This window comes from Streptomyces macrolidinus, from assembly GCF_023887685.1.
GTDB classification, from domain to species: Bacteria; Actinomycetota; Actinomycetes; order Streptomycetales; family Streptomycetaceae; genus Streptomyces; species Streptomyces macrolidinus.
Genome location: NZ_JAMWMR010000023.1, coordinates 94,694 through 119,926, shown reverse-complemented (window position 1 = coordinate 119,926; position 25,233 = coordinate 94,694). Strand labels below are relative to the sequence as shown.

Below are 25,233 nucleotides of genomic sequence, written 5' to 3'. Positions count from 1 at the left end.
CGCTCCTCCGCCCCCCGCGGCCCCGCCCCGCCCTCCCAGCCCTGCCTGTCGTTGTTGCCCGTCGTCCACTCCGCCGACACCGCGCTTCTGCCGTCGGTCGATACCTCCGTGGCGGAAGCAACTCCCGCGCTGCTGAAGCACAGAAGTAGAGCAGTGGCAGCGCCGGTCGCAGCGTGCCGTGCACCGATACCCATGTCACACCCTCCGGTGGATCGCCCCCGTGGCGATCGTGCAAGGGGACCTTAAGACCAGGGCATGCACTCGACAGTGAAAAGGTCAGGATTCTGAGGACTATATGAGGATGTCGCGCAAAACGACGATCGGTGGGGGAGGCCTTCGCAGGCGGAGGCGAGGAAGGCTCGGGGGTCTTCGCCCTCGATAGTGCCGAGGTGTATGCCGACGGCCAGTTCCCACTTGTCCACCGCCGCCGCACGCGCCTGCGGCCTCTTGGAGCAGGAACGGCGCAACGCAGCCCCACCCGAAATCCGAACTCCGCGGTGTGATCACTCTGACTGCCCGCGGCCCGGATGACGCTGCCAACGCGGCCGCGAAATGGGTGCGCGACCACTGCTCCGCTCACGACCTGGAGCTGGTGCACGTGGAGAACTTCAATGGCCGCTACCCCGAGGAGCGGCCAACTCCCTCACGTAAACGCCGTACCGCTCCATCCTCGGGCGAAGAGGGCAACACGCGTTACGCCGGTACGGCACTCCGCTGCGCCCAGGTTCGAGAGCCCGCACTTCGTAGACCGGCAACCTGGGTAAACGGTCCGGGCCGCGTCTTTCCTCTCTGCCCCAACCTCACCTGGGGGCCTTTCTGCCGTCTCGATCGTGGCCCGCCGGTGGCCACGGTGGCCCGCAAGTGGCCGGAAGGGCCGGGAAGGATCAGGAAGAACGGAACAGGCCGAGTACATAGAACGGCCTCTGACCTGCGGAAACGGGAAGGTGTAGGCAAGATCCGGAAGCCGTCGGAAGATCCGAAAAGGACTCATAATCCGTCGGCTGTGGGTTCGAGTCCCACCCGCCCCACTGCACGGTTCCCCTGCGGAACCGTTTCTACCTGCGGTGACGTGAGAACCGGGGCCGCCACTCCACAGGGGCGGCCCCCGTTCAGTCGTTCGGACCAAGGCTCGGAGCGGGCGACCGTGACCACGTGGTGCGTCGTCGCCGAAGTCCGGTGCTCCCACGCGGACTTGTTCCGCCTCGGCCGACCCGCCGAAGCGGGGTGTCTCACCAAAGGCAGGCGGAGCGGGTGGCGTTGCCGAGCCGCGGAATCACCCGTTGACCGGGAGACACAGGTTGTAGGTGAGGACGCCGGCGGGAGCGGAGAGCTGGTTGTAGACCGTGACCGTCCAGCCGTTCACGCTCGGGTCCGGGGCGTTGACGAGGATCCGCATCCTGCTGGCATCCGCCCCTCCTCCGGTCACCGCTGTTCCGGCCGGACAGAAGGCTGTGACCGTGGCCACCTCACCAGGCGCGACGACCACGACGTCGGAGGCACCTCTGAAGGTATAGCTCGGCAGGCCTGTCGGTCCCTGGGAGCCCGTCGGCCCTGTCGGCCCCTCAGGTCCTCGCGCACCGGCGGGCCCAGCCGCTCCGAGAGGCCCTGCGGGACCCGCGGGACCGACCGGACCGGGCAGACCCTCGTTGCCCGTCGGGCCCTGCGGTCCGGGTGGCCCCGTCTCGCCCTTGGGTCCTGCGGGGCCGTTCGCACCGGGCGGACCGTCCGGCCCCTGGGGACCGGCCGGGCCCGCGGGTCCTTGGGGTCCGGGAGGCCCCGGGGGGCCGGGCCGCTTGGACTCACAGCGGTGGTGGCAGCCGGTGTCCGGAGCCGTGGGACCGGCGTGGGCCGGGGCCCCTGCCAGCGCGGTGACCAAGGCCGCCGCCACGGTGGTCAGGCCACCGTCGCACATGCGTCGTAGGGGGCGTCTCACGGGTGGGTTCTCCTCGTGGAGTGACGGACGGAGGGGGGTGAAGCGGTTCAGGAGACCGGGATGCAACGGGCGTACACCGTGAACGTGATGGGCGTGGTCGCCGGCACGTCCGAGTGCACGGAGCCGAGCCATCTGATGTTCGGCGGATTCTCCGAGAATCCTTCGGTCACGTGAACCGCGGGTCCGGCGCCGCTGGTGATGTAGGTGCCGCCATCGGTGAGCACGGTGCCGGCTGGGCACGTCGCCGCCGTGAAGAACGGGGCGGGGTCCTGGGACCCGACAGGAATGACGCCTTCCGCGGTGGCCGTGACGGGGGGCACGGTGGGTCCGGACGGCCCCTGTGCGCCTTGCGGGCCCTGAGGACCCATCTCACCCGTCGGGCCTGCGGGCCCTGTCTGGCCCTGCGGGCCTACCGGACCCATGGGGCCGGGTGTGCCCGGCGCACCCTGGGGCCCGGCGGGTCCTGCCGGTCCGGCATCACCCGTGGGACCGACCGGGCCCTCGGCGCCGGGAGCGCCCTGGTTGCCCGCCGGGCCGGTCGGCCCGGCCGGTCCCTGCGGCCCGGGAGGGCCGGGGGTGCCCTTGCAGTGCTTCTTGCAGTGGCCGCCGGCCGTGGACAGCGGTGCTGCCTGGGCGTGGGACGTCGAGAGGGCGCCGATCAGGGCCGCGGCTGCGACAGGCAGAACGGCATACCGGAGGGGGGATGCGGAGCGTTTCAAGGTCTCACCTCGGAGGAGGGGGAAACGGGCAGGGGGAACGGGCGGAATCGTGACGCGCCCCGGCCCCAGGGGGTGTTGATGAGTCGCGTGCCGAGGAACGGCAGGCCCGCCCGGCGACGGCGGCGGTCCCGGGAGTGCGGCACGGGGACGGGGACCCGGCAACCGGCCCTCACCGGTGGGCGCACGACGGGTGGATCGGCCGGAGCAGTCGCCCCGCAGGGTTCGCCCGCTCCGGGCGTCGAGCAACGTGTCGGACGCTTCAGCCGGTGCGCGTCACTCGACCGGAAGGCAGGCGACCGAGATCTCCACGGTCAGTGGATCCGCGGCCGTGCTGCTCGCCAGGAACTCCCAGCCGTTGTTGATCGGACGGTCGCCCTGGTACAGGAAGTTCGCAGCGCCGCTTGTGGTGAGCAGGCGAAGTCCGCCCCCGGCGGCAGAGGTGCCGGCCGGACAGAACACCTGGCCGGTGGCCGAGCCGCCGGGCGGCACCGTGAACTGGGCGAATTGGTACAGCGGTGCACTGGGCCCCGGGAGCCCCTGCGGGCCTGCCGGGCCCGCCAGGCCCTGGGGGCCGTTCGGTCCGGTGGGCCCGGTCTCGCCCTGCGGTCCTGCGGGGCCTTGGGCTCCGGCCGGGCCCTGCGGTCCGTCGGGGCCCGCCGGGCCGGTCGGGCCCGCGGGACCGGTCCCGCCCTGCGGCCCGGCGGGACCCGTCTCTCCGGCGGGTCCGGTCGGACCGGGAGCGCCCTGCGGGCCGGGTGGACCGGGCGGGCCGGGCGGACCCGGCTTGGCCGGGCAGTGGTGATGGTGGTGGCACGCGGATCGGGCGAGCGTGCCGAGCGGTGCCGTCGCGGCCTGGGCCGGGGCGGCCTGCGCGGTGGTCGCCGCTGCGATCAGAGCAGCCGTCACCACCGGCAGACCGGCGGCCCCGAGGGAACGTACGTGGCTCTTCAACAGAACCTCCAGTTCGGGAAGTCGCCCGGACCGATGGCGCCATGGGTGACTGCCGCCGTCCGTGCCCGGACTCGCCCCGATCACAGCATGCCGACATCCCTTGACCTCCGAAGCGTCCCGCGCGCCGGGGAGGCGCCCCCCGGACGGCGGACGATCCCGAAGCCCCGAACCGGACGGCGAGAGCGGCCCGATGGCCACGGCGAGCCGCAACTCGGTGCGAGATCCAGAGGACAGGGACAGGGGACAGGGGACAGGGGACAGGGGACAGGGTCAGCTCGGCGGCAGGTCCCCTGCGGTTCCGCGGGAACTGAAGGTCGTTCAACGCGAACTCGGCGCTGCGGTATGCCGATTCCGGGGAATGCGTGCTGGGTAGGGCATTACTGGCGAAACCCGATGTTTCGTCACTGTCGCCATCGAAGGGGGCGGAACCTCATGAACCGTGTCGCTGCAGGGGCCTTGGCGGCCGTGGCAGTCCTGACCGTCGCGCCGACGGCTGTCGCCGAGACCGGACAGGCCGCGCCGTACGGTGTCATCAACCACAGTTGCGGAGTGAACGTCAGCCCGTACCAGGGGTATCTCAGCCCGCCGGTGACCAGTCGTTCGGTGCGGATCGGGTCGGCCGTCGTGGAGTTGCGGACCGGCGTCACACCGTCAAGCGTGCTGCGGTGGGCGCGGATTCGGCACGCGGCGAAGGGCGACCCCGTCTGGTTCGACTGGTCGGACGACGGGCACCGTAACTGGCATGTGTGCGGGCCCAACCGGGTGCGCACCGGCAACGACGCGCTCACCCGGGCGAACAACTCCGTCCCCGGGCGGGGCATGCGTGCGTGTGGCCGCCACGCGGGCGTGACCAAGTGCACGAAGTGGGCGGACGGTTGAGCGGTCGTGACGCGTCGTAGGAACTCCGCGCACTCCGCGCCCTCATGACGGCGAGGGGCGGTGACCGGGCTCACCGGTCACCGCCCCTCGCGGCGCGCGGGCTCCGCTCAGTGGGAGGTGAGGAGTTCGAGGGTGTCGATCACGCGGTTGGAGAAGCCCCACTCGTTGTCGTACCAGGCGACCACCTTGATGTGGCGGCCGTCGACGCGGGTGAGCTTCGAGTCGAAGATCGACGAGGCCGGGTTGCCGGTGATGTCGGAGGACACCAGCTCGTCCTCGGAGTACTCGAGGACACCGGCCAGCGGGCCCTCGGCCGCGGCACGGTAGGCCGCCAGGACCTCGTCGCGCGTCACGTCGCGGGAGACCGTCGTGTTCAGCTCGACGATCGAGCCCACCGGAACCGGGACGCGGATCGAGTCGCCCGACAGCTTGCCGTCGAGGTTCGGCAGCACATGGCCGATCGCCTTGGCCGCGCCCGTCGTGGTCGGGACGATGTTGACACCGGCGGCGCGGGCGCGACGGGCGTCGCGGTGCGGGCCGTCCTGGAGGTTCTGCTCCTGGGTATAGGCGTGCACCGTCGTCATGAAGCCGTGCTCGATACCGGCGAGGTCGTCGAGGACCGCGGCCAGCGGGGCCAGCGCGTTGGTCGTGCACGACGCGTTCGAGACGATCGTGTGCGTGGCCGGGTCGTAGGCGTCGGTGTTGACGCCGTACGCGAGCGTGACATCCGCGCCGTCCGACGGGGCGCCGACGAGTACCTTCTTCGCACCCGCGTCGAGGTGGCCGCGCGCGGCCTTCGCCGAGGTGAAGCGGCCGGTCGCCTCCAACACGACGTCGATGCCGAGCTCGCCCCAGGGAAGGTTCGCGGGCTCCCGCTCGGCGAGCACCTTGATACGGCGGCCGTCGACGACGAGCGTGTCCCCGTCGACCGTCACCGGGCGGCCGAGCCGGCCCGCCGTGCTGTCGAAGGCGAGCAGGCGCGCGAGGGCCGTGGGATCGGTCAGGTCGTTGACGGCGACGACGTCGAGGGTGCTGTCGCGCTCGAGCAGGGCGCGCAGCACGTTGCGCCCGATGCGACCGAATCCGTTGATGGCGATGCGAGTCATGAGGTGTCCGTCCCTTCGGTTTCCCTGCGAGATTCGCATGGGCTCCGGGCCGCTACCAGTGGCGTGAACGCCAGCATCCGCAAGGATCATGCCAAGGGTGGGGGACCGCGCTATGCGCCGTGGGTGAAGGTGCGCCGGTACTCGATCGGTGAGGTGCCGAGGATGCGCTGGAAGTGCCGCCGCAGATTGGCGCTGGTGCCGAGGCCGACCTCGGCGGCGATCTGCTCGACGCTGCGCTCCGAGCGTTCGAGCAGCTCCCGTGCCCTGTCGACGCGGGCGCGCATCACCCACTGCATCGGTGTGTATCCGGTCTCCTGGACGAAGCGACGGGAGAACGTGCGCGCGGAGACCGCCGCGTGCTGGGCGAGCAGCTCCACGGTGAGCGGCTTGTCGAGCCGGTGCAGGGCCCACTCGCGGGTGGCGGTGAACCGCTCCCCGCGGGGCTCGGGCACGCTGCGTGGCAGATACTGCGCCTGGCCTCCGCTGCGGTAGGGGGCCGCGACCAGACGCCGGGCGGCGTGGTTGGACGCGGCCACGCCCAGCTCGGCGCGCAGGATGTGCAGGCACAGGTCGAGGCCCGAGGCGGCGCCTGCCGACGTCAGTACGTCGCCCTCGTCGACGAACAGGACGTTCTCGTCCACGTTCACCCGGGGGTGCTTCAGCGCCAGGGCCCGCGCGTAGTGCCAGTGGGTCGTCGCGCGCTTGCCGTCGAGCAGCCCGGTGGCGGCGAGCGCGAACGCGCCCGTCGAGATGGCAGCGAGCCGCGCGCCCCGCTCATGGGCGGCGATCAGGGCGTCGAGCACGGCCTGCGGCGGGTCCTCGCGGTCCGGGAACCGATAGCCGGGGACGAACACGAGGTCGGCCCAGGCCAGCGCGTCGAGTCCGTGCTCGACGGCGTAGGACAGGCCGTCACCGCCGCTGACCAGGCCGGGTGCCGCACCGCACACCCGTACCTCGTACGGCATGCTGGCGCGGGTCGTGAACACCTGCGCGGGGATGCCGACATCGAGCGGCTTGGCTCCGGCCAGCACCAGGACGGCGACGCGGTGCAGACGCGGGACCTCGGCGGGGGGCATGCTCAGCTCTCTTCTGCCCGAGCCTTGTCGAGCTCGGTGATCGGGGACATCGGCCGGGTGAGAGCGCGCTCACGCGGGCGCGCTCCGTCCCGTCCAGTATCCCGGTGACCGGGGCGGTCCTCGCAGGCGGCGTACGGACGCGGTCCCTGTACGCAGGGCGGTGTGCGATCGCTCAGGCCGCGAGCGGGTTGAAGGTCAGCGGCTGGATCTTGCCCTCCAGCATGGCGCCCACGCCCTGGACGGCGCAGATGTCGGGCCGCTCGGCGATGTGCACCGGCATGCCGGTCGCCTGGCGCAGCATCTGGTCGAGCCCCGGCAGCAGCGCGCTGCCGCCGACCATCATGATCCCCCGGTCGGCGAGGTCGGCGACCAGATCGGGCGGGCAGTCCCGCAGCACCTTGCCGATGCCGTCGAGCACGGCGGTCAGCGGCGTCTGGATGGCCACGCGCACGGCGGCGGTGTCGATCCGTACGGACCGGGCGAGCCCGGTGGCCACGTCCCGCCCCTGGATCTCGGTGGAGGCGGAGCCGTTCGGCATGAGCCCGTTCTCGGACAGGGCGATCCGCAAGGGCCGTACCGACTGGCTCGGCAGCAGCAACGCGTGCTTGTGGCGCAGGTGTTGGGCGATCGCGTGGTCGACGGCCTCGCCGCCCACGGGTACGCGCTCGGCGGTCACGATGTTGCCGAGGGAGAGCACGGCGATCTGGGTGGCCGCCGCCCCGCACACCATGATCATGGAAGCCTCGGGCTGCTCGACCGGCAGCCCGCACCCCACGGCCGCGGCGACGAGGGTGTCCACCAGTTCGACCCTTCTGGCCCCCAGGCCGACGAGGGTCTCGACGGTCGCGCGCTGGGCCAGGGGGTCCGCGTCGTGCGGGGTGCAGGCGGCGGCCCGCAGCCGGGGCTTGCGGCGCAGGGCGCGGCGCAGCTTCTCGCCGAGCAGATGGCGCAGCATCCGCCGGGCCATCTCGATGTCGACGACGGTGCCGCCGGAGACCGGCCGTACCACCCGGATGTACGCGGGGGTGCGCCCCGTCATCTGCTCCGCCAGGTCCCCGACGGCTATCAGCGCGCCCGTCCGGGTGTTCACGGCAGCGGCACTGGGCTGGTCCACCACCAGCCCGACGCCCTTGACGTACACCCGGGTCTTGGCCGCCCCGAGATCCACGGCGAAGTGGCAGCGGCGCAACTGGTCGAGGCTGACGGTCATGGCCGGTACCTCCCGAGAACGGACCGCAGGCGGCCCCGCGCGACCACCTCTCCCTACGCATCCTGCGGCGGCCCGACGCCCCGCGCCCGTCGGGCTGGGCCGGGCGGGGCAGCCCCGAACGGAGGAACGAGCCGGTGTCGCCGGGGGTGGTGATTGACTACGGGGTCCGGGGATGCTGAGCGGCCTCGCGCCGACCAGGGGCCGCAGACGCTCGGTGGCTTCGCGCCGACCACGGGTGCGATGGCAGGCCCGTGCGGGCTACGGGGCGTTGGTGTTCCGTGGCCTTGCGCCCGACCGCGGGGTCTGCGGGCGCGCTTGGTGGCCTTGAGCCGACTACGGGGTCGTACGCGTTCGGCGGCTTCGCGCTGGCCACGGGCCGTAGGCGTTCAGCGGCCTCGCAGCGACCACGGGGTCCGCAGGCGTGCTTCGCTGCCTCGCGTCGGCCGCAGGGGCGTAGCCTTCGGCGGCCTCGCGTCGGCCGCCCGGTCGTAGGCGGATCGACCACGGTGTCCCTGGGCGCGCTCGGGCGGGGGTCTGGCGGGAACCCGCCACTTCGCCTTCCCGCCACGTACGGCTAACTCCCTTGTCGCACAAGCCCCCTGACACTCTTCGGAGCACTCGACGAAGAGAGGGCAGGGATGTCCACAGGACCAGTCAGACGCGGCGGTGTCTTCTTGTCGGCCGGGCTCGTGCTCGCGCTGGTGCCGTCAGGGAACGCGGGTGCGGCGAGCGGTGCGCCGGCCCCCGTGCGCACCGCCGCCGCCACCGCCGCCCAGACCGTCACGCTGGTGACGGGCGACAAGGTGACCGTCACCGACCTCGGCGGCGGGAAGCAGACCGTCACCGTCGAGCGGCCCCAGGGCGCCACCGGAGCCGTACGGACCGATGTCGCGAACGGGGACGTCACCGTCGTGCCCGACGAGGCGCTGCCGTATCTGCGGGCGGGCACGCTCGACCGGCGGCTGTTCGACGTCAGCGGCCTGATCCGGCAGGGGCTCGGCGACCGCAAGGCCGACGCGCTGCCGCTGATCGTGACCTACGCCAAGGGTGCGCGGCAGGCGGCACCGCGCGGTGCCGCACAGACCCGCTCCCTGCCGAGCATCGACGGCGCCGCCCTCGACGCCACGAAAGGGCGCACCTTCTGGCGGTCCTTCACGGGGCAGCACGGCATCGGCAAGGTGTGGCTCGACGGCCGGGTGACGGCCGACATGGCGGAGAGCAACGAGCAGATAGGGACGCGGTCCGCCTGGGACGCCGGTCTCACCGGCAAGGGCGTCACCGTCGCCGTCCTGGACACCGGCGCGGACACCGGACACCCGGACCTCGCGGGCCGCGTCTCCCAGAGCAAGAGCTTCATCGAAGGTCAGGAGGTCGCCGACCGCAACGGGCACGGCACCCATGTCACCTCCACCGTCGGCGGCAGCGGCGCCGCCTCCGACGGCACCGAGCGCGGCGTGGCGCCGGACGCCACCCTCGCCGTCGGCAAGGTGCTCAGCGACGAGGGCTTCGGCAGCGAGTCGCAGATCATCGCAGGTATGGAGTGGGCCGCCCGTGACGTACACGCCAAGGTCATCTCCATGAGCCTCGGGTCGACGGAGGCCAGCGACGGCACCGACCCCATGGCCGAGGCCGTCGACACCCTCTCCGAGGAGACCGGCGCCCTCTTCGTCATCGCGGCCGGGAACACCGGCGCGCCCTCCTCCATCGGCTCGCCCGGTGCCGCCGACGCCGCGCTGACCGTCGGCGCCGTCGACTCCGCCGACCAGCCCGCCTACTTCACCAGCGCCGGACCCCGCTTCGGGGACAACGCCCTCAAGCCCGACATCACCGCGCCCGGCGTCGACATCCTCGCCGCGCGCTCCCAACTCCTCGACGGCAGCGGCTACTACACCCGGATGAGCGGTACGTCGATGGCGACCCCGCACATCGCGGGCGTCGCCGCCCTGCTCGCCGAGCAGCACCCCGACTGGAGCGGCGCACGGCTCAAGGACGCGCTGATGTCCACCTCGAAGCAACTGGACGACTCCGTCTACACGGTGGGCGCGGGCCGGGTGAGCGTCCCGGACGCCGTCACGGCGCGGGTGACCGCCACCGGCAGCGCGGACCTCGGCTTCTACAAGTGGCCGTACGACACGAACAAGCCGGTGACCCGTACCGTCACCTACACCAACTCCTCCGACGAAGCGGTGGAGTTGAGCCTCGCCGTGCAGGGGGCGCCCGAGGGCGTCGCCACGCTCGCCGACTCCACGCTCACCGTGCCCGCGCACGGCACCGCCTCCACCACCGTCACCGGCGACGGCTCCAAGGCGCCGGTCGGGAACGTCTCCGGGCAGATCGTCGCCTCCGCGCACGGCACGCCCGTCGCCCACACCGCGTTCGGCCTGGTCAAGGAGGACGAGCGCTACACACTCACCGTGCACGTCAAGGACCGCGACGGCAGCCCCGCCCCCGCCGACCTCGTCGTACAGCAACTCGCCCGGAACACCGACCCGTTCCCGGCCTCGGTCGGCGAATCCGGCACACTCACGCTGCGGTTGAAGCCGGGCGCCTACAGCCTCGCCACCTTCCTCGACGTACGCGGCAGCCACGGCGCCGACTCGCTCGGCCTCGGCTTCCTCGCCGCCCCCGAGATCAGTCTCGACCGTGACCGCGAGGTCACCCTGGACGGACGGCGGCTGCGGGAGATCACGGCCGACGTCCACCGCACCACCCAGACACGGCAGTTGCTGATGGAGTACGACCGCGACGCGGGCGGCTCCGACTACTTCGGCGCGGTCCAGGTGCCGGTGAAGTACGACAGCATCTTCGCCGCGCCCACCGCGAAGGTCACCCAGGGCAGCTTCGAGTACCGCACCGTATGGCGGCTCGGCAAGCCGCAGTTGGAGGTCAAGGGGCTCGGCGAGGCGGTCGCGCAGCCCGGTGCCACCCTGCTCGAAGGGCGCACTCGGCTGCCGCTCGTCGATGTCGGGGACGGCCCGTTCCCGGCGGACGTACGCGGCAAGGCGGTACTGGCCCGGCTGACCGACGGCACCACGCCCACCGCACTCGCCCAGGCGGCCCAGGACGCGGGTGTCACGGCCCTGTTCGTCACCGATGACACTCCCGGACGCCTCAACGCCTGGTGGGGCGACGACAACGCGGACCGGTCGTTCCAGATCGCCACGGTGAACGCGGCGGACGCGGCCAAGCTGCGGAAGGCCAAGAAGGTCGACATGACGGGGACGCGCAACACCCCGTACGTGTACGACCTGGCGCAGGGGCACCAGGGAGCCGTCCCCGACAAGAGCCTCGCCTACACCCCCAACCCGCGCGAACTCGCCGTGCTGGACACGAAGTTCCACGCGGTGAAGCCGGTGAGCGGCGGCGAGTTCCGCTACTCGATCACCGACACCTTCCCCATCGGCATCGGCTTCCAGGAGCGGATCGACTACCCGGCCGAGCGGACCGACTACGTGTCGACCGGACCCGGTCAGCTCTGGCACGAGTCCGCGACCGTCGGCGACAGCGCCCTGGAGGAGCGCAGCGGCCTCGTCGACTACCGGGGCGGCGCGCACGCCACGCTGAACTGGTTCAAGCCGGTCTGGCACCCCTGGCTCGGCACCGGCCTCGGCTGGGGCCAGCAACGCACCGGGAACACACTGCAGTTCAACACACCCGGCTGGGGCGACTCCGGACCCGACCACACCGGCTTCGGTGACGCGTGGAACACCGACAGCGGCATGACCCAGACCACCGCCGTGTACCAGGACGGCACCCTCGTCGACCGGCGCACCAGCTCCGCCGCGTACGTCTGGGACGCGCCTGCCGACGAGCACACCTACAAGGTCGTCACCGACACCGCCCTGGACGCGGACCGCTGGAAGCTCTCCACCAAGGGCCACTCCGAGTGGACCTTCCGTTCGGCGCAGACCCCGGCCGACCGCGCGACCTTCCTGCCACTCCTCAACCTCGCCTACGACGTCGACACCGATCTGTCGGGCGATGTCCGCGGCGACCGGGTGCCGGTCGGGATCTCCGCCTCGTACGTCGTGGGCGCGCCCGACACCGGCACGATCGGCGGCGCGAAGCTGGAGGTGTCGTACGACGACGGCGCCTCCTGGCGGACCGTCCCGCTCACCGACGCCGCGGGCGACTCCTGGAAGGGCACGCTGACCGTGCCGTCCGGGGCGCGCTACGTCTCCCTGCGCGCATCGGCGAGCGACGATCAGGGTGGCTCCGTCAGTCAGGAGATCGTCCGGGCGGTGGGGGTGAAGTAACTGCCCTGCTGGTGAAGCCTCGTACGCCCTTGGGATCACCAAGTCCCAGGGGCGTACGGGGTATTCGGCTACCGCCCGCCCATCAGCTCTTGCCCAGCGCCCGCTTCATGATCTTGCCCATGTCGTTGCGGGGCAGCGCGTCGAGGTGGTGCACGACCCGCGGGCGCTTGTGCGGGGCCAGCCGCCGGCCCACATGCTCGGCGAGTTCCTCGTCGGCGGGCGGTGCGGCCGGATCGGCGAGGACGACCCAGGCGACGATCCGCTCGCCCAGGTCGTCATCGGGCTCCCCGGTGACGGCGGCCTCCCGCACCCCCGGATGTTCCAGCAGCGCGTTCTCGATCTCGCCCGCCCCGATCTTGTACCCGCCGCTCTTGATGAGATCGGTGGCCTTGCGGCCCACGATGCGTACGGAGCCGTCGGCCTCGCGCACCGCCATGTCACCCGTGCGGAACCAGCCGTCGGCGGTGAAGGCACCGGCCGTGGCGTCGGGGCGGTTGAGATACCCGGTGAACAGGTTCGGCCCGCGGACCTGGATCTCGCCGATGCTCTCCCCGTCGTACGCGGCGATCGGCGCGCCGTCGTCCTCCACGAGCCGCAGCTCGACCCCGGGCAGCGGCACCCCGACCGTCCCCGGACACCCCTCCCCGTCCGCGCGCACGCTCGTGTTCATCAGCGTCTCCGTCATCCCGTACCGCTCGATGACCCGGCGCCCGGTCGCCGCGGCGATCCGCTCCTGGTCGTGCACCGGCAGCGCGGCCGACCCGGAGACCAGCAGCCGCGCCCCGGCCAGCGCCTTGGCCAACTCCGGTGCGGCGGGCAGCGCTTCGGCGATGCGGTGGTACATCGTGGGCACGCCGAACAGCATGGTCGCCCCGTCACCCAGCTCGCGCGCCACCCCGTCCGTGCTGAACCGCCCGAGGTGCCGCACGGATCCGCCGCGCCGCAGCGGGCCGAGGATGCCGAGGACCAGCCCGTGCACATGGAACAGCGGCAGGCCGTGCACCAGGACGTCGTCCCCGGTCCACCGCCAGACCTCCGCGAGCGCGTCCAGCGTGGTCGCGACGGCGCGCCGGGGGATCACCGCGCCCTTGGGCGGGCCGGTGGTGCCGGAGGTGTAGACGACGAGGGCGGGGTCTTCGCCGGAGACCTCGGCGGGCGCGAAGACACCCGTCGCGCGCACATCGACCTCGACACGGTCCAACTCACTCACTGGCGGCGGCAGTTGCTGTCCGGGCGCGGCCAGCACCAGCGACGGCGCGCTGTCCGACAGGATGTGCCCCGACTCGCCCTCCCCGGACTTCGGGTTGAGCGGGACGAAGGGCACGCCCGCGGTCAGCGCGGCCACCGCCGCGACGGCGGTCTCCAGCGAGGGCGTGGCCCACACGGCCAACCGGCCCACGCCCGCGATCCGCGCGGCGAGCGCACCCGCCGCCGAGGCCAACTCCGCGTACGTCAGGGACCGTTCGGCGAACCGCAGGGCGGGCCGCCGCGCGGCCTCGGGATCGGACAGAGCCGGGAAGAGAGAGGACACGCGGGACTCCTTACGTCGGGCATCGAGACGGACTGCGGACGGACAGACGTGCGGACGTACGGTCCCAGCTTCTCAGGAGCGCCCGCCCACGCTCGTCCGCTGCAACAGCCCCCAGGTGAACTCCGCCGTGCACGCGTGCCGTTCGCCCACCGTGTCCGGGGCGGTGAAGGCGAGGCCCCAGCGAGTGGGGGCCGTGCCCTCCAGTGGGCGGGCCGGGGCGAAGGCGCGGGCCACCTCGTCGACCGTGCAGGACCAGGGGGCGAGGTCCTCCAGGGTCTCCAGCGGCGGACCGGACGCGCCCGGCGCCCGTACCAGCCACTCGTTCCACACGACCCCGTTCGGCGCCACCAGCACCTCGAAGCGCAGGTCAGGCCAGAGCGGCACCGGCCACAGCAGCGCGTCGCAGTCCAGGTCGCCGATCCGGCGTGCCGCCGTCGACTCAGGCTCGCCGAGGACGGAGCGGTACCGGGAGAGGGCGGAGCGGGAGCGCGGGGCGTGCCGCATGGCCTGCCAGCGGCGGTTCGCCTCACGCATGTCCGCGAGCGAGACCCCCAGCTCGCGGCGGGCGTCCTCGACCAGGCCCGGCTGGTGGTCGGCCATGCGGCGCAGCAGGACCAGTTGGAAGTCGAGGGGCGTGAACGGACCGGCGGGGCGCTTCGCGGACGGCATACGGCCCATCTTCGCCCACGGCACGCAGGGGGCAGGCGCTATCGCACCCAGCCGGGCGAGTGCACCCGCGTCACGGGCACCCCTCCGGCCGCCCGGCCGAGCAGCGTCAGTTCGACCCGGCCCGGACCCGACGCGGTGGTCCCGTCGGCCAGGACCGCCAGCGCCAGCGTGTTGTCGCCCCGGGTGTCGAGCACCCCGTTCGGCAGGACGAAGGTGTGCTGTGGGCCGACGTCGTTGATGTACTGGCCCATGTTCCAGCCGTTGAGGAAGATCTGCGCCCGATAGGCGCGGGCCGGGTCGTCGGCGAAGGTCAGCCCGATCGACGCGTCCGTACCGGGATCCACGGCCAACCGGAAGACCGTCCGGTACCAGACCACGCCCTGCCCCCGGTCCGCGCGCGGCAGGCTCACGGGCCGCCAGTCGCCGTCCGCGAACCCGGGCAGATGCCAGCCGTGCCGCTCCCCGTACAGACCACCGTTGTTGAGCGGCCCGCGCACGGGATCGGGGTCCGTCTCACCCTGAATCCGCCAGCGTGGTACGGGTGTTGCTCCCTCGAAGGCGACGGCGGCGAGCCCCCGCCCCGCCTTGTGCGCGTCGTCCGCTTTCAGATCCTCGTCGTGCTGCATACGACGGACGAGTACGGACAACACATGGTCACCGGACGACCCGACCGCGAGGGGGAACGTCGCCGTCGCCGACCAGGTTCCCTTCCGCACCGTCTTCCGGTCCGGCACGGGCATCCGGTGCGTGCCCAGCGGTCTGCCGTCCAGCCAGGCCATCAACAGCCCCTGGGCGCCGGTGACATAGGAGAACGAGACCGACCGCGCGCGGGCCGCGCCCTCGAAGCGGCCCCGGTACCAGACGTCCCCGTAGTGGAAGCCGTAGTCGTCGGCGAAGAGAACCGGCTGCCCGGCGGGCGGCGGAGTGGTACTGAACGAGGCGGTGCGGTCGGCCACTTGCCACCGCGAGTCGTCGAAGTCGACGGCGGACTCGGGGTTCTCGGCCCTGCGACGCCACCCGGTCAGCTCGGGCAACCGGACCGGTCCCACGCCCGGCAGTCGCCGCACGGCACGCAGACTGCCGGAGGACGTGGCGCGCATCCGCAGCGGACTTCCGTTCCAGACCACCTCGGTGACCCCGCGCGGCGCCCACACCTCCAGATCGGCCGCGTCGACCGTGTCCCCGGTGAGGTGCGCGGTCGCGCCGCGCAGTACGACGGTGCGCAGCAGCTCGGGCCCGTACACCAGGACCGGCCCCGACGGCGTGAGGTGACGCCACAGCCGTACGGACGTCTCGTCGTCCGCGAGCAGGAGCAGCAGCGGCCGTGATACACCCGAGCCCCGCACCGACAGCCGGGTGAGTCCGCCGAGGGTGGCGTCCACGCGCAGCGCGTCGCGTTCGTACGTGGTCCGGGCGGTCCCGTCGAGCACGGTGACGGTCGGCTCGCTCGCGCACTCCAGGACGGTCCGCGTCCGTTCCCCCGACCGGCCGGTGAGCACCGCGAAGTCCTGGCGTCCGGTGGTCAGGCGCAGCATGGGCTGGGCGGTGGAGTACCGCAGCGTCCGCTGCCCGAGGGAGAGTCCCGTGGCCAGCAGCCGGGCGTCCCGGCCGGGCACGGGCACGGGGACGTCCGTCCCGGCGAGCGGGACCGTGGCGACGGCTTCGGTGGGGGTGTCGTTGCGCAGGACGTGGACATGGGTCCCGGTGGCCGGGTCGGTGAGGTGGTAGGCCCTGATCCCGGGGTCGCCGGGGTCGATGTCCGCCGCTCGCTCCAGCGCGGCCAGTTCGGGCACGCTCTGCAGCAGATACCCGATCTGGTGCAACGGGACCAGTTTGGCGGTCGGTTGACGTCCCTCGTCGAGGCAGGCCCCGTAGTCGTACGACGTGTAGACGATCGGCGCGGGCAGCCAGCCCCATGAAGTCCCGCCGAAGGCCATGTAGATGTTGTGGGCCGTGATGCCGTTGGCCAGGTTGGTCAGGTAGAAGCGCCGCTCGTACGCCGCGTCGCGGGTGCGGCGTGATTCCGCGTACCCCTTGCCGTCGAACTCGACACCGCCCCACGGATCGAACCAGCCGCCGCCGAACTCGGCCAGGAACCCAGGGGTGTTCGGACTCGCGCTCGCCCCGCCCTTCGGCCCGCCGGTCCCGAAGTACCCCCAGTCGGGCGGGGTCTTGGACGGCGAGGGATAGCCGTCGAAGCCGTACAGCCAACGCCCCTGCTCACCCGCGGTGTCGAACGAGCCGGGCACCCAATACCCGTTCCTGCCCTTGTCGTTGTGGAACAGCGGGACGTCGATGCCGTCGGCGCGGACCTTCCGGTACAGATGGGCCATGTAGGCGCGCCCGGTGGCCTCGGTGACATGGTTCTCGTACTCGTTCTCCAGTTGGTAGAGGACGATGGTGCCGGTGCCGCGCGTGTACTGATGGCGCACCGCGATCCGGTTCACGGCGGTCAGCCACTCGTCCACGTACGACAGATAGGTGGGGTCTGCGGTACGGGCCGTGCCCCGCGTCGCGGTCAGCCAGCCGGGGAAGCCGCCCGCGTCGACCTCCGCGTTGATGTACGGGCCCGGCCGCAGGATCACGTACAGCCCGGTCTCGGCGGCCGTGCGCAGGAACAGATCGAGGTCGCGGACGCCCGTGAAGTCGTACGAACCCGGGGCGGGGGAGTGGTAGTTCCAGGCGACGTAGACGCTGACCGTGTTGAAGCCGTGGGCGCGCAGCTTCTGCAGGATGTCCCGCCACAGCGACGGGCTCGGCAGCCGGAACGGATGCATCTCGCCCGACCACAGCACGACCCGCCCGCCGTCGACGATCATCGAGTGCCGGTCGAAGCCCACGGTGTGCGCCCGCCCGTCCGCATCCGCCGGGCCGGGGACGGCTCCGGTCGGCGTGTCGGCGGGCCCGGTCGGTGCGGTGGCGGCGTACGCCTCCCGGTGCGTGGCGAGCGGCAGGCCGAGCGCGGCGGTGGCGACGGTCGCGCCGAAGGTACGTCTGCTCAACACCAGGAGTCTCCTCAGGGGCGCGGGGTGCCGTCATTGTCCACGCCGCACGGCACGACTCCCGGGTGCGCCGCGCCCTCGCCGGGGAGTGTCAGTCGCGCACGCCGAAGCCGTACACGGTCTGCGAGCGGTACACCTCGCCCGGCAGCAGCCGGGTGCTCGGGAACTCCGGGCGGTTCGGGGAGTCCGGGAAGGCCTGCGTCTCCAGCGCGACGCCCTCGCAGGCGACGAACGGGGCGTCGAGGTGGTCCGCGGTGTAGAGCTGGAGGCCCGGCTCGGTCGTCGCCACGGTGAGCCGCCGCCCGGACGCCGGGTCGTACAGCTCGGCGACCTCCTCGGGGGCGCCCGTCACGCCCTTGTCGAGCACGAAGTTGTGGTCGTACCCGGAGCCGACCTTCCGGGCCGCACGGAAGTCGAACCGCGTGCCCGCCACGGCGTCGAGCGCGCCCGTCGGGATCAGGGCCGCGTCCACCGGGGTGAACCGCGAGGCGGCGAGCCGCAGTTCATGCCCGCTCGCGGTGCCCGTACCGGCCAGGTTCCAGTACGTGTGGTTCGTCAGGGCCACCACGGTCGGCGCGTCCGTGACCGCCTCGTACGCGATCCGCAGCGCGCCGTCCGCGTCGAGCGAGTACGTCGCCGAGACCTCGAGGCGGCCCGGGAAGCCCCCTTCGCCGTCCGGACTCACCCGGAACAGCCGTACGCCGTGCTCGACGGACTCGGCCTCCCATACCTGCTTGTCGAAGCCCCGCGCACCGCCGTGCAGACAGTTCGGCCCGTCGTTCGTCTCCAGAGCGTGGGTCCGGCCGTCGAGTGTGAAGCGGGCGCCCGCGATGCGGTTGGCGTAGCGCCCCACCAGCGCCCCGAGGTAGGGCTGCGGGTGGCCGACATAGCCGTCCAGCTCCGGGAAGCCCAGGACCACGTCGGCCCGGTGGCCGTCACGGCCCGGGATCTCGACCGACTGCACGATCCCGCCGTACGACAGGACCCGCACCCGCACCCCGCCTCGCTCCAGCGTCCAGCGGTGGACCGGCGTCCCGTCGGGCAGTGTGCCGAAATGTTCACTCATGTGGGAACCCTAGGCCACGGGTAGGGGCGAACCCTAGGCCACAGGCTTCTTCGCCGTGACCATCCGGTACGCGATCTCGGCCAGGCGGGCCTGGCCGTTCCTGCTCGGATGGAACCAGTCCCAGTGGCTGAGCTGCTCGGGGCCGAAGCGGTAGTCGAAGACCGCGTTGCCGTCGAAGCGGCAGCGCTGGTCCTTCGCACAGACCTCCCCGAGCACCTTGTTGTACGCCTCCACGCGCGCCTGGACCGTGTCGCGCCGCTTGACCGCCGCCGCGTCCTGCGCGTCCGCGTCGGCCAGCATCGACGGGCAGATCCCCAGCTTCCACACCTGCTTGCCCAGCGGGTTGGTCCGCCCCTGTGACCACAGCCGCTTCAGGTTCGGCACGCTGGAGACGTACACCTGGGTCCGGGGCAGTGCCTTGTGCAGCGTGTCCATCGCGGCCTGGAACTGGGTGCGGAAGTCCGCGACCGGGGTCATCGACGCGGTGGACGTACGACAGGCGTCGTTGGCGCCCACCATCACCGTCACCAACTCCGGCTTCTTCGCCGCCGCTTGCGTCATCTGCTCGGCCAGATCCGACATCCGGGCCCCGGTCACCGCGTAGTTCCAGCTCCGCTCGGCGGCCCCGGTCGTCCCGAGCAGCCGTACGGCGAGGCTGTCGACCTCCTTGTCCCCGCCCGTCGCCCACGACACCTCGGGGCAGTCGGACAGCACGGTGCAGGCGTCGAAGCCGCGGGTGACGGAGTCGCCGACGGCGGCGATCGAGTCGGGGGAGCGGTTCCAGACCGGGGTGGGCTTCGCCCGCGTGGCCGTGCCCGGCGAGGTGGACCCGCCCTCCCCGGCGGCGCACCCGGTGAGACCCAGCGCCGCCGCTGCGGTGAGCGCGATGACGGTACGTGAGCGGTGGCTTCGCTTCCGCATCCCCTGATCCCCTCGTTCCTCGTCCGCGCTCGGCCGGTCCGCGCCGCAGTTGTTCGACCCATCTTCGAACATGCTGTGTCAAACCCGCGTCCCCTTGGGTGAAACCCAGGAGTTCGCGGGCACCATGACCGACGGTACGTCACACTCCTTGGCCTGCCGCACGGTAGCCTCGCCCCGTGGCTGCCCTGCCACACCCAGTTCCGTAAAGTTACAAGATGTCGCGGTCTGCCCGGAGGTTCAGGTGACGACACGTGGAGTCCTGTACGTGCACTCCGCGCCCCGCGCACTGTGCCCGCATGTCGAGTGGGCCGTCGCGGGCGTGCTGGGGACGCGCGTCAGCCTCGACTGGATCCGGCAGCCCGCCGCCCCCGGCACCTGGCGCTCGGAGTTCTCCTGGCAGGGCCAGGCCGGCACCGCCTCCAAGCTCGCCTCCGCGCTGCGCGGCTGGCAACTGCTGCGCTTCGAGGTCACCTCGGAGCCCTGCCCGACCGCCGAGGGCGAGCGCTACAGCTGCACCCCCGACCTCGGCATCTTCCACGCGGTCACCGGCATCCACGGCGACATCCTGATCCCCGAGGACCGGCTGCGCGCCGCGCTGGTGCGCTCCCAGCGCGAGGAGACGGACCTGGAGGCCGAACTCGCCAAGCTGCTCGGCAAGCCGTGGGACGACGAGCTGGAGCCCTTCCGGTACGCGGGAGAGGGAGCTCCCGTGCGCTGGCTGCACCAGGTCGTCTGATCCCCCGTCAAGAGCGCGAGAAGGGCCCTCACCGAGCGGTGGGGGCCCTTCTTCGTGAAGCGTCGGATCAGACCGTGAAGCGTCGGACGTCGGATCAGACCGTGAAGCGTCGGACGTCGGATCAGACCGTGAAGCGTCGGACGTCGGATCAGACCGTACGGAACGCCAGGACCACGTTGTGGCCACCGAAGCCGAAGGAATTGTTCAGCGCGGCGATCCGGCCCTCGACGGGCAGCTTGCGGGCCTCGCCGCGGACGATGTCGGCGCAGGCCTCCGCCTCCGGGTCGAGGTTCTCGATGTTGATGGTCGGCGGGGCGATGCGGTGGTACAGCGCGAGCACGGTCGCCACCGACTCCACGCCGCCCGCGCCACCGAGGAGATGACCGGTCATCGACTTGGTCGCGGAGATCGCGATGTGGTCCGTGTCGTCGCCGAACACCTTGCGCAGCGCCTTCAGCTCGGCCACGTCACCGGCCGGGGTGGAGGTGGCGTGCGCGTTCGCGTGCACGATCTCCGCCGGGTCCAGGTCGTTGTTGTCCAGCAGGTTCTGCAGGGCGCACGAGATACCGCGGCCCTCGGGCTCCGGCTGCACGATGTCATGGCTGTCGGCCGAGATGCCCTGGCCGACCGCCTCCGCGTAGACGCGGGCACCGCGCCGGGCGGCGTGCTCGGCCGACTCCAGGATCAGAACGCCCGCGCCCTCACCGAGGACGAAGCCGTCACGGCCGGTGTCGTAGGGCCGCGACGCGCCCTGGGGGTCGTCGTTGTTCTTGGACATCGCCATCATGTTGCCGAACGCGGCGATCGGCAGCGGGTGGATGGCCGCCTCCGTACCGCCGGCGACGACGACGTCGGCGCGACCGGTGCGGATCATCTCGATGGCGTAGCCGATGGCCTCGGCGCCCGACGCGCAGGCGGAGACCGGGGTGTGCACCCCGGCACGGGCGCCCACGGCCAGACCCACGTTGGCGGCCGGGCCGTTCGGCATCAGCATCGGCACGGTGTGCGGGGAGACCCGGCGAACGCCCTTCTCCTTCAGCACGTCGTACTGGTCGAGCAGAGTCGTCACCCCGCCGATGCCGGAGGCGATGACCGCGCCCAGCCGGTCGGGGTCGACGGAGTCGTCGGCACCGGCCTTGTCGGTGAAACCGGCGTCCGCCCAGGCCTCCTTGGCGGCGATCAGCGCGAACTGCGCCGACCGGTCGAGGCGGCGGGCCTGGGGCCGGGGGATGATCTCGGACGGCTCCACGGCGATCTGCGCGGCGATCCGGACCGCCTGCTCGGCGGCCCAGTCCTGCTCCAACGGTCGGGCGCCGGACTTGCCGGTGACCAGGCCTTCCCAGGTAGAGGCCGCGTCGCCACCCAGCGGTGTGGTTGCGCCGATACCGGTGACGACCACGGTGCGATTGGTCGAGCTCACGGGAATTCTTTCTCCAACGGATGCGAGGATTCAGCGGCGCCACCGCCGGGTGGCGGGGCAGCGGCCCGACAGCCGGGCAGGGCCCGGAGTCCGGCGGTCTGCCCGGATGATCGGTCGATCAGTCCTGGTGCTTGAGGATGTACTCGGCGGCGTCACCGACCGTCTTGAGGTTCTTGACGTCGTCGTCGGGGATCTTCACGGAGAAGCGCTCCTCGGCGGCGACGACGACCTCGACCATGGACAGCGAGTCGACGTCCAGGTCGTCGGTGAAGGACTTGTCCAACTCGACGTCCTCGGTGGGGATCCCGGCGATCTCGTTCACGATCTCGGCGAGACCGTCGACGATCTCTTTCTGAGTGGCGGCCATGTCAGGCGCTCCTTCATTGATATTCAGACGGTGTGGCGCCCGCCGCGTCAGCGGCAGGGGTCTGCGGTTCCCGCACCGGACCGCATGATCCGGCACGGAGTGCCTAGGGGAGGGTAACGACCGTGGCGGCGAACACGAGCCCCGCCCCGAAGCCGATGATGAGCGCGGTGTCGCCGCTCTTCGCCTCCCCGGTCGCCAGGAGCCGCTCCATCGCGAGCGGGATCGAGGCGGCCGAGGTGTTGCCGGTGGTGCGGATGTCACGGGCGACCGTGACGTGCTCCGGCAGCTTGAGGGTCTTGACCATCGAGTCGATGATCCGCACGTTCGCCTGGTGCGGGATGAAGACGTCCAGGTCGTCCGCGGTGATCCCGGAGGCCTCCAGCGCCTGCTGGGCGACCTTCGCCATCTCGAACACGGCCCAGCGGAACACCGCTTGGCCCTCCTGCGTGATGGCGGGGAACTTCACGTTCCCCTCGCTGTCGAGCGGGAGGTGGGAGAGGTCGCCGATCCGGAACGTGTTCCACGGGATCGTCTGCTTGATGGTCTCGTTCTTGTCGCCCTCCGAACCCCACACGGTCGGACCGATGTGCGGTTCGTCGGAGGGGCCCACCACGACCGCGCCCGCGCCGTCGCCGAACAGGAACGCGGTGGCGCGGTCCTCCAGGTCGGTCAGGTCGGACAGCCGCTCCACGCCGATGACGAGGACGTACTCCGCCGACCCCTCGACGACCATGCCCTTGGCGAGCGTGAGGCCGTAGCCGAAGCCCGCGCAGCCGGCCGAGATGTCGAAGGCGGGAGCCTTGTCGGTACCGAGCTTGTCGGCGATCTCCGTGGCGATGGCCGGGGTCTGGCTGAAGTGCGAGACGGTGGAGACGACGACCGCGCCGATCTGCTCGGCGGTGACGCCCGCGTCGGCGATCGCCTTGCCCGAGGCCTCGATGGCCATCGCGGCGACGGTCTCCTCGTCGTTCGCCCAGTGCCGGGTCTCGATACCGGACCGGGAGCGGATCCACTCGTCGGAGGAGTCGATCTTCTCCAGGATCACCTCGTTGGGCACCACGCGGACGGGGCGGTAGCCGCCGACGCCCAGGATGCGCGCGTACGGGGCGCCCTTCCGTGCCTTGATCTTCGACATGCTGCTCTAGGGCTCCTTGTCAGGCGCTGTGCTCGGCGACGAGAACGCGAGCGGCGTCGAGGTCGTCGGGGGTCTTCAGGGCGAGGGTGGTGACGCCCGGCATCGCGCGCTTGGCGATGCCGGTGAGGGTGCCGCCGGGGCAGACCTCGATCAACGCGGTCGCGCCCAGCTTCTGGAAGGTCTCCATGCACAGGTCCCAGCGGACCGGGTTGGCGACCTGGCCGACCAGACGCTGGAGCACCTCCGCGCCGGCGGAGACGGTCTGGCCGTCCTTGTTGGAGACGTAGGTGACGCGGGGGTCGGCGGGCGTCAGGGCCTCGGCGGCCCGCGCGAGGGCGTCGACCGCGGGGGCCATGTGACGGGTGTGGAAGGCGCCCGCCACCTTCAGCGGGACGACCCGGCGGACACCCGCGGGCTTGTCCTCGGCCAGCGCGGCGAGCTGCTCCAGGGTGCCGGCGGCGACGATCTGTCCGGCGCCGTTCACGTTCGCCGGGGTCAGGCCCAGCTTCTCCAGGTGCGGGATCGTCGTCTCGGGGTCGCCACCGAGCAGCGCCGACATGCCCGTGGGCGTGAGGGCGGCGGCCTCGGCCATGGCGAGGCCGCGTCCGCGGACGAGGCCCAGCGCGGACTTCTCGTCCAGGACGCCAGCGAAGGCGGCGGCCGTGATCTCACCGACGCTGTGTCCGGCGACGGCACCCGGGGTGATATCACCCAGGGCCATGGCGGACAGCAGCCCGGCGGCGACCAGCAGCGGCTGGGCGACAGCCGTGTCCCGGATGGCGTCGGCGTCGGCCTGCGTCCCGTAGTGGACGAGGTCGAGCCCGATGGCGTCCGACCAGGCCGCGATGCGGTCGGCGGCGCCGGGGAGTTCGAGCCAGGGGGTCAGGAAGCCGGGCGTCTGGGCGCCCTGGCCGGGAGCGACGAGTACGAGCACTCTCACACTCTCTCGTGGGGACGGGCGGGGCCGCCCGTGGGGACAGGGACGAAGAACAGCAGGGTGTTTTGTACAACTCCTACAAGCGTCTAGGTCTGCGGATCTCCCTCGGCGAGACGCCCCAGGATCAGGGCGATACGCAGCGTGAACGCGGAGCGTACATCAGAGGGTGACCAGCCGGTGACGTCAGTCACACGTCGCAGCCGGTAGCGCACGGTGTTCGGGTGAACGAACAGCATGCGGGCCGCTCCTTCGAGGCTGGAGGCCTGCTCCAGATAGACGCTGAGGGTCTCCAGGAGCGCGGAGCCCGCCTCTTCCAGCGGTCTGTAGATCTCCTCCACCAACTGCTCCCGCGCGCTGGGATCACCGGCGATCGCGCGCTCCGGGAGCAGGTCGTCCGCGAGGACCGGACGCGGTGCGTCCTGCCAGGCCGAGCACGCCTTGAGGCCCGCCGTGGCGGCCTGCGCGGACCGGGTCGCGGACTGCAGATCGGGCACGATCGGCCCGGCGACGACCGGTCCCGGGGCGAACGGCCCGATGAGCGACTTGGCGGCGGCCAGCGGGTTGTCGCTGCCGCCCGAGATCACCACGAGCCGGTCCCCGAGCACGCCCGTCAGGACCTGGAGCTTGGCGTGCCGGGCGGCCCGCCGGATGGCCTCGACGGTCAACTCGCTGTCACCGTCGGGCGCCGTACCGAGGACCACGCACACATGCTCCGGCGAGTTCCAGCCGAGCGCGGCGGCCCGGCTGACCGCCCCCTCGTCGGCCTCCCCGCTGAGCACGGCGTTGACGACGAGCGACTCCAGGCGCGCGTCCCAGGCGCCGCGCGCCTCGGCGGCCTGGGCGTAGACCTGGGCGGTGGCGAAGGCGATCTCACGGGCGTAGACGAGGAGTGCCTCGCGCAGCACGGACTCGTCACCGGGGGCGGCCACCTCGTCGATGGCGGACTCCATGACCTCGATGGTGGTCCGCACCATCTCCACGGTCTGACGCAGGGTGATGGCCCGGGTCAGCTCGCGGGGCGCGGTGCCGAAGACGTCGGTGGAGATGGCCTGCGGGGCGTCCGGGTGCCGGAACCACTCCGTGAACGCGGCGATGCCCGCCTGGGCCACCAGCCCGATCCAGGAACGGTTCTCCGGGGGCATCGCCCGGTACCACGACAGGGTCTCGTCCATGCGCGCGATGGCCTGCGCGGCGAGGCTTCCGGACGACTTCTCCAGCCGCTTCAGGGACGCTGCATGCGGATGAACCGAGTGCGCTGCGGGTTCGGGGGTGTGGGATTGGGGTTCGGGCACGGGGACAAGAGTGCCTTATCAGGACGG

The 25,233-nt window shown here is 71.9% G+C and carries 18 protein-coding genes; 3 read left to right on the top strand and 15 right to left on the bottom strand.

Translation table 11 applies throughout. The features are described 5' to 3' along the window. Positions 1–1,273: 1,273 nt before the first annotated feature. Both NGF19_RS30770 and NGF19_RS30765 read right to left on the bottom strand, forming a co-directional pair. Positions 1,274–1,396, bottom strand: a complete 123-nt coding sequence (locus tag NGF19_RS30770) for a hypothetical protein (protein ID WP_289736815.1) — start codon at positions 1,394–1,396, stop codon at positions 1,274–1,276. Between the two features lie 1,529 nt (positions 1,397–2,925). Beyond that, on the bottom strand, positions 2,926–3,603 hold the full coding sequence (locus NGF19_RS30765; RefSeq protein ID WP_289736813.1) for a hypothetical protein: 678 nt from the start codon (positions 3,601–3,603) through the stop codon (positions 2,926–2,928). A 465-nt stretch (positions 3,604–4,068) separates the two neighbouring features. Between NGF19_RS30765 and NGF19_RS23190 the strand changes: the two genes are divergently transcribed. After that, on the top strand, positions 4,069–4,482 hold the full coding sequence (locus NGF19_RS23190; RefSeq protein WP_252427132.1) for a hypothetical protein: 414 nt from the start codon (positions 4,069–4,071) through the stop codon (positions 4,480–4,482). Positions 4,483–4,589: 107 nt separating this feature from the next. Here the strand turns inward: NGF19_RS23190 and gap are convergent, their stop codons facing one another. The 3 genes from gap to NGF19_RS23175 all read right to left on the bottom strand — a co-directional run bounded on the left by gap (position 4,590) and on the right by NGF19_RS23175 (position 7,874). Next, on the bottom strand, positions 4,590–5,588 hold the full coding sequence (gene gap, locus NGF19_RS23185; RefSeq protein WP_252427131.1) for a type I glyceraldehyde-3-phosphate dehydrogenase: 999 nt from the start codon (positions 5,586–5,588) through the stop codon (positions 4,590–4,592). A gap of 110 nt (positions 5,589–5,698) precedes the next feature. Beyond that, positions 5,699–6,664 (bottom strand): GlxA family transcriptional regulator, encoded by a 966-nt coding sequence (locus NGF19_RS23180; protein WP_252427130.1) that lies wholly within the window; start codon positions 6,662–6,664, stop codon positions 5,699–5,701. Positions 6,665–6,836: 172 nt separating this feature from the next. Next, a complete protein-coding gene (locus tag NGF19_RS23175) occupies positions 6,837–7,874 on the bottom strand; it encodes a rod shape-determining protein (protein WP_252427128.1) in 1,038 nt (345 codons plus the stop codon). 638 nt (positions 7,875–8,512) lie between these two features. On the opposite strand from NGF19_RS23175, the gene NGF19_RS23170 reads away from it, so the two are divergent. After that, on the top strand, positions 8,513–12,130 hold the full coding sequence (locus NGF19_RS23170; RefSeq protein ID WP_252427127.1) for a S8 family serine peptidase: 3,618 nt from the start codon (positions 8,513–8,515) through the stop codon (positions 12,128–12,130). An 82-nt stretch (positions 12,131–12,212) separates the two neighbouring features. Here NGF19_RS23170 and NGF19_RS23165 read toward each other — a convergent pair whose 3' ends face one another. The 5 genes from NGF19_RS23165 to NGF19_RS23145 all read right to left on the bottom strand — a co-directional run bounded on the left by NGF19_RS23165 (position 12,213) and on the right by NGF19_RS23145 (position 19,319). Beyond that, positions 12,213–13,661, bottom strand: coding sequence for an acyl-CoA synthetase (locus tag NGF19_RS23165; RefSeq protein ID WP_252427126.1), 1,449 nt, complete (start codon positions 13,659–13,661; stop codon positions 12,213–12,215). A gap of 72 nt (positions 13,662–13,733) precedes the next feature. After that, entirely contained in the window at positions 13,734–14,339 is a 606-nt protein-coding gene (locus NGF19_RS23160) for a hypothetical protein (protein ID WP_252427124.1), read from the bottom strand. A 29-nt stretch (positions 14,340–14,368) separates the two neighbouring features. Further along, on the bottom strand, positions 14,369–17,338 hold the full coding sequence (locus NGF19_RS23155) for a beta-galactosidase (RefSeq protein WP_252427143.1): 2,970 nt from the start codon (positions 17,336–17,338) through the stop codon (positions 14,369–14,371). An 85-nt stretch (positions 17,339–17,423) separates the two neighbouring features. Then, entirely contained in the window at positions 17,424–18,398 is a 975-nt protein-coding gene (locus NGF19_RS23150; RefSeq protein ID WP_252427122.1) for an aldose epimerase family protein, read from the bottom strand. Between the two features lie 33 nt (positions 18,399–18,431). Continuing rightward, complete coding sequence (locus tag NGF19_RS23145; protein WP_252427120.1) at positions 18,432–19,319, bottom strand: SGNH/GDSL hydrolase family protein; 888 nt, start codon at positions 19,317–19,319, stop codon at positions 18,432–18,434. Positions 19,320–19,560: 241 nt separating this feature from the next. Here NGF19_RS23145 and NGF19_RS23140 point away from each other — a divergent pair, with 241 nt between their 5' ends. Then, positions 19,561–20,055 carry a DUF3145 domain-containing protein gene (locus tag NGF19_RS23140; protein WP_252427118.1) on the top strand — a complete coding sequence of 165 codons (495 nt, stop codon included), beginning with the start codon at positions 19,561–19,563 and terminating at the stop codon, positions 20,053–20,055. A gap of 148 nt (positions 20,056–20,203) precedes the next feature. On the opposite strand, the gene NGF19_RS23135 is transcribed toward NGF19_RS23140, so the two are convergent. The 5 genes from NGF19_RS23135 to NGF19_RS23115 all read right to left on the bottom strand — a co-directional run bounded on the left by NGF19_RS23135 (position 20,204) and on the right by NGF19_RS23115 (position 25,206). Next, on the bottom strand, positions 20,204–21,475 hold the full coding sequence (locus NGF19_RS23135; protein WP_252427116.1) for a beta-ketoacyl-[acyl-carrier-protein] synthase family protein: 1,272 nt from the start codon (positions 21,473–21,475) through the stop codon (positions 20,204–20,206). A gap of 118 nt (positions 21,476–21,593) precedes the next feature. Further along, on the bottom strand, positions 21,594–21,842 hold the full coding sequence (locus NGF19_RS23130; protein WP_252427114.1) for an acyl carrier protein: 249 nt from the start codon (positions 21,840–21,842) through the stop codon (positions 21,594–21,596). Between the two features lie 103 nt (positions 21,843–21,945). Then, complete coding sequence (locus tag NGF19_RS23125; protein ID WP_252427112.1) at positions 21,946–22,977, bottom strand: ketoacyl-ACP synthase III; 1,032 nt, start codon at positions 22,975–22,977, stop codon at positions 21,946–21,948. Between the two features lie 19 nt (positions 22,978–22,996). Further along, positions 22,997–23,911, bottom strand: coding sequence for an ACP S-malonyltransferase (locus NGF19_RS23120; RefSeq protein ID WP_252427110.1), 915 nt, complete (start codon positions 23,909–23,911; stop codon positions 22,997–22,999). Positions 23,912–24,000: 89 nt separating this feature from the next. Further along, positions 24,001–25,206, bottom strand: coding sequence for a PucR family transcriptional regulator (locus NGF19_RS23115; RefSeq protein WP_252427108.1), 1,206 nt, complete (start codon positions 25,204–25,206; stop codon positions 24,001–24,003). Positions 25,207–25,233 lie beyond the last annotated feature (27 nt).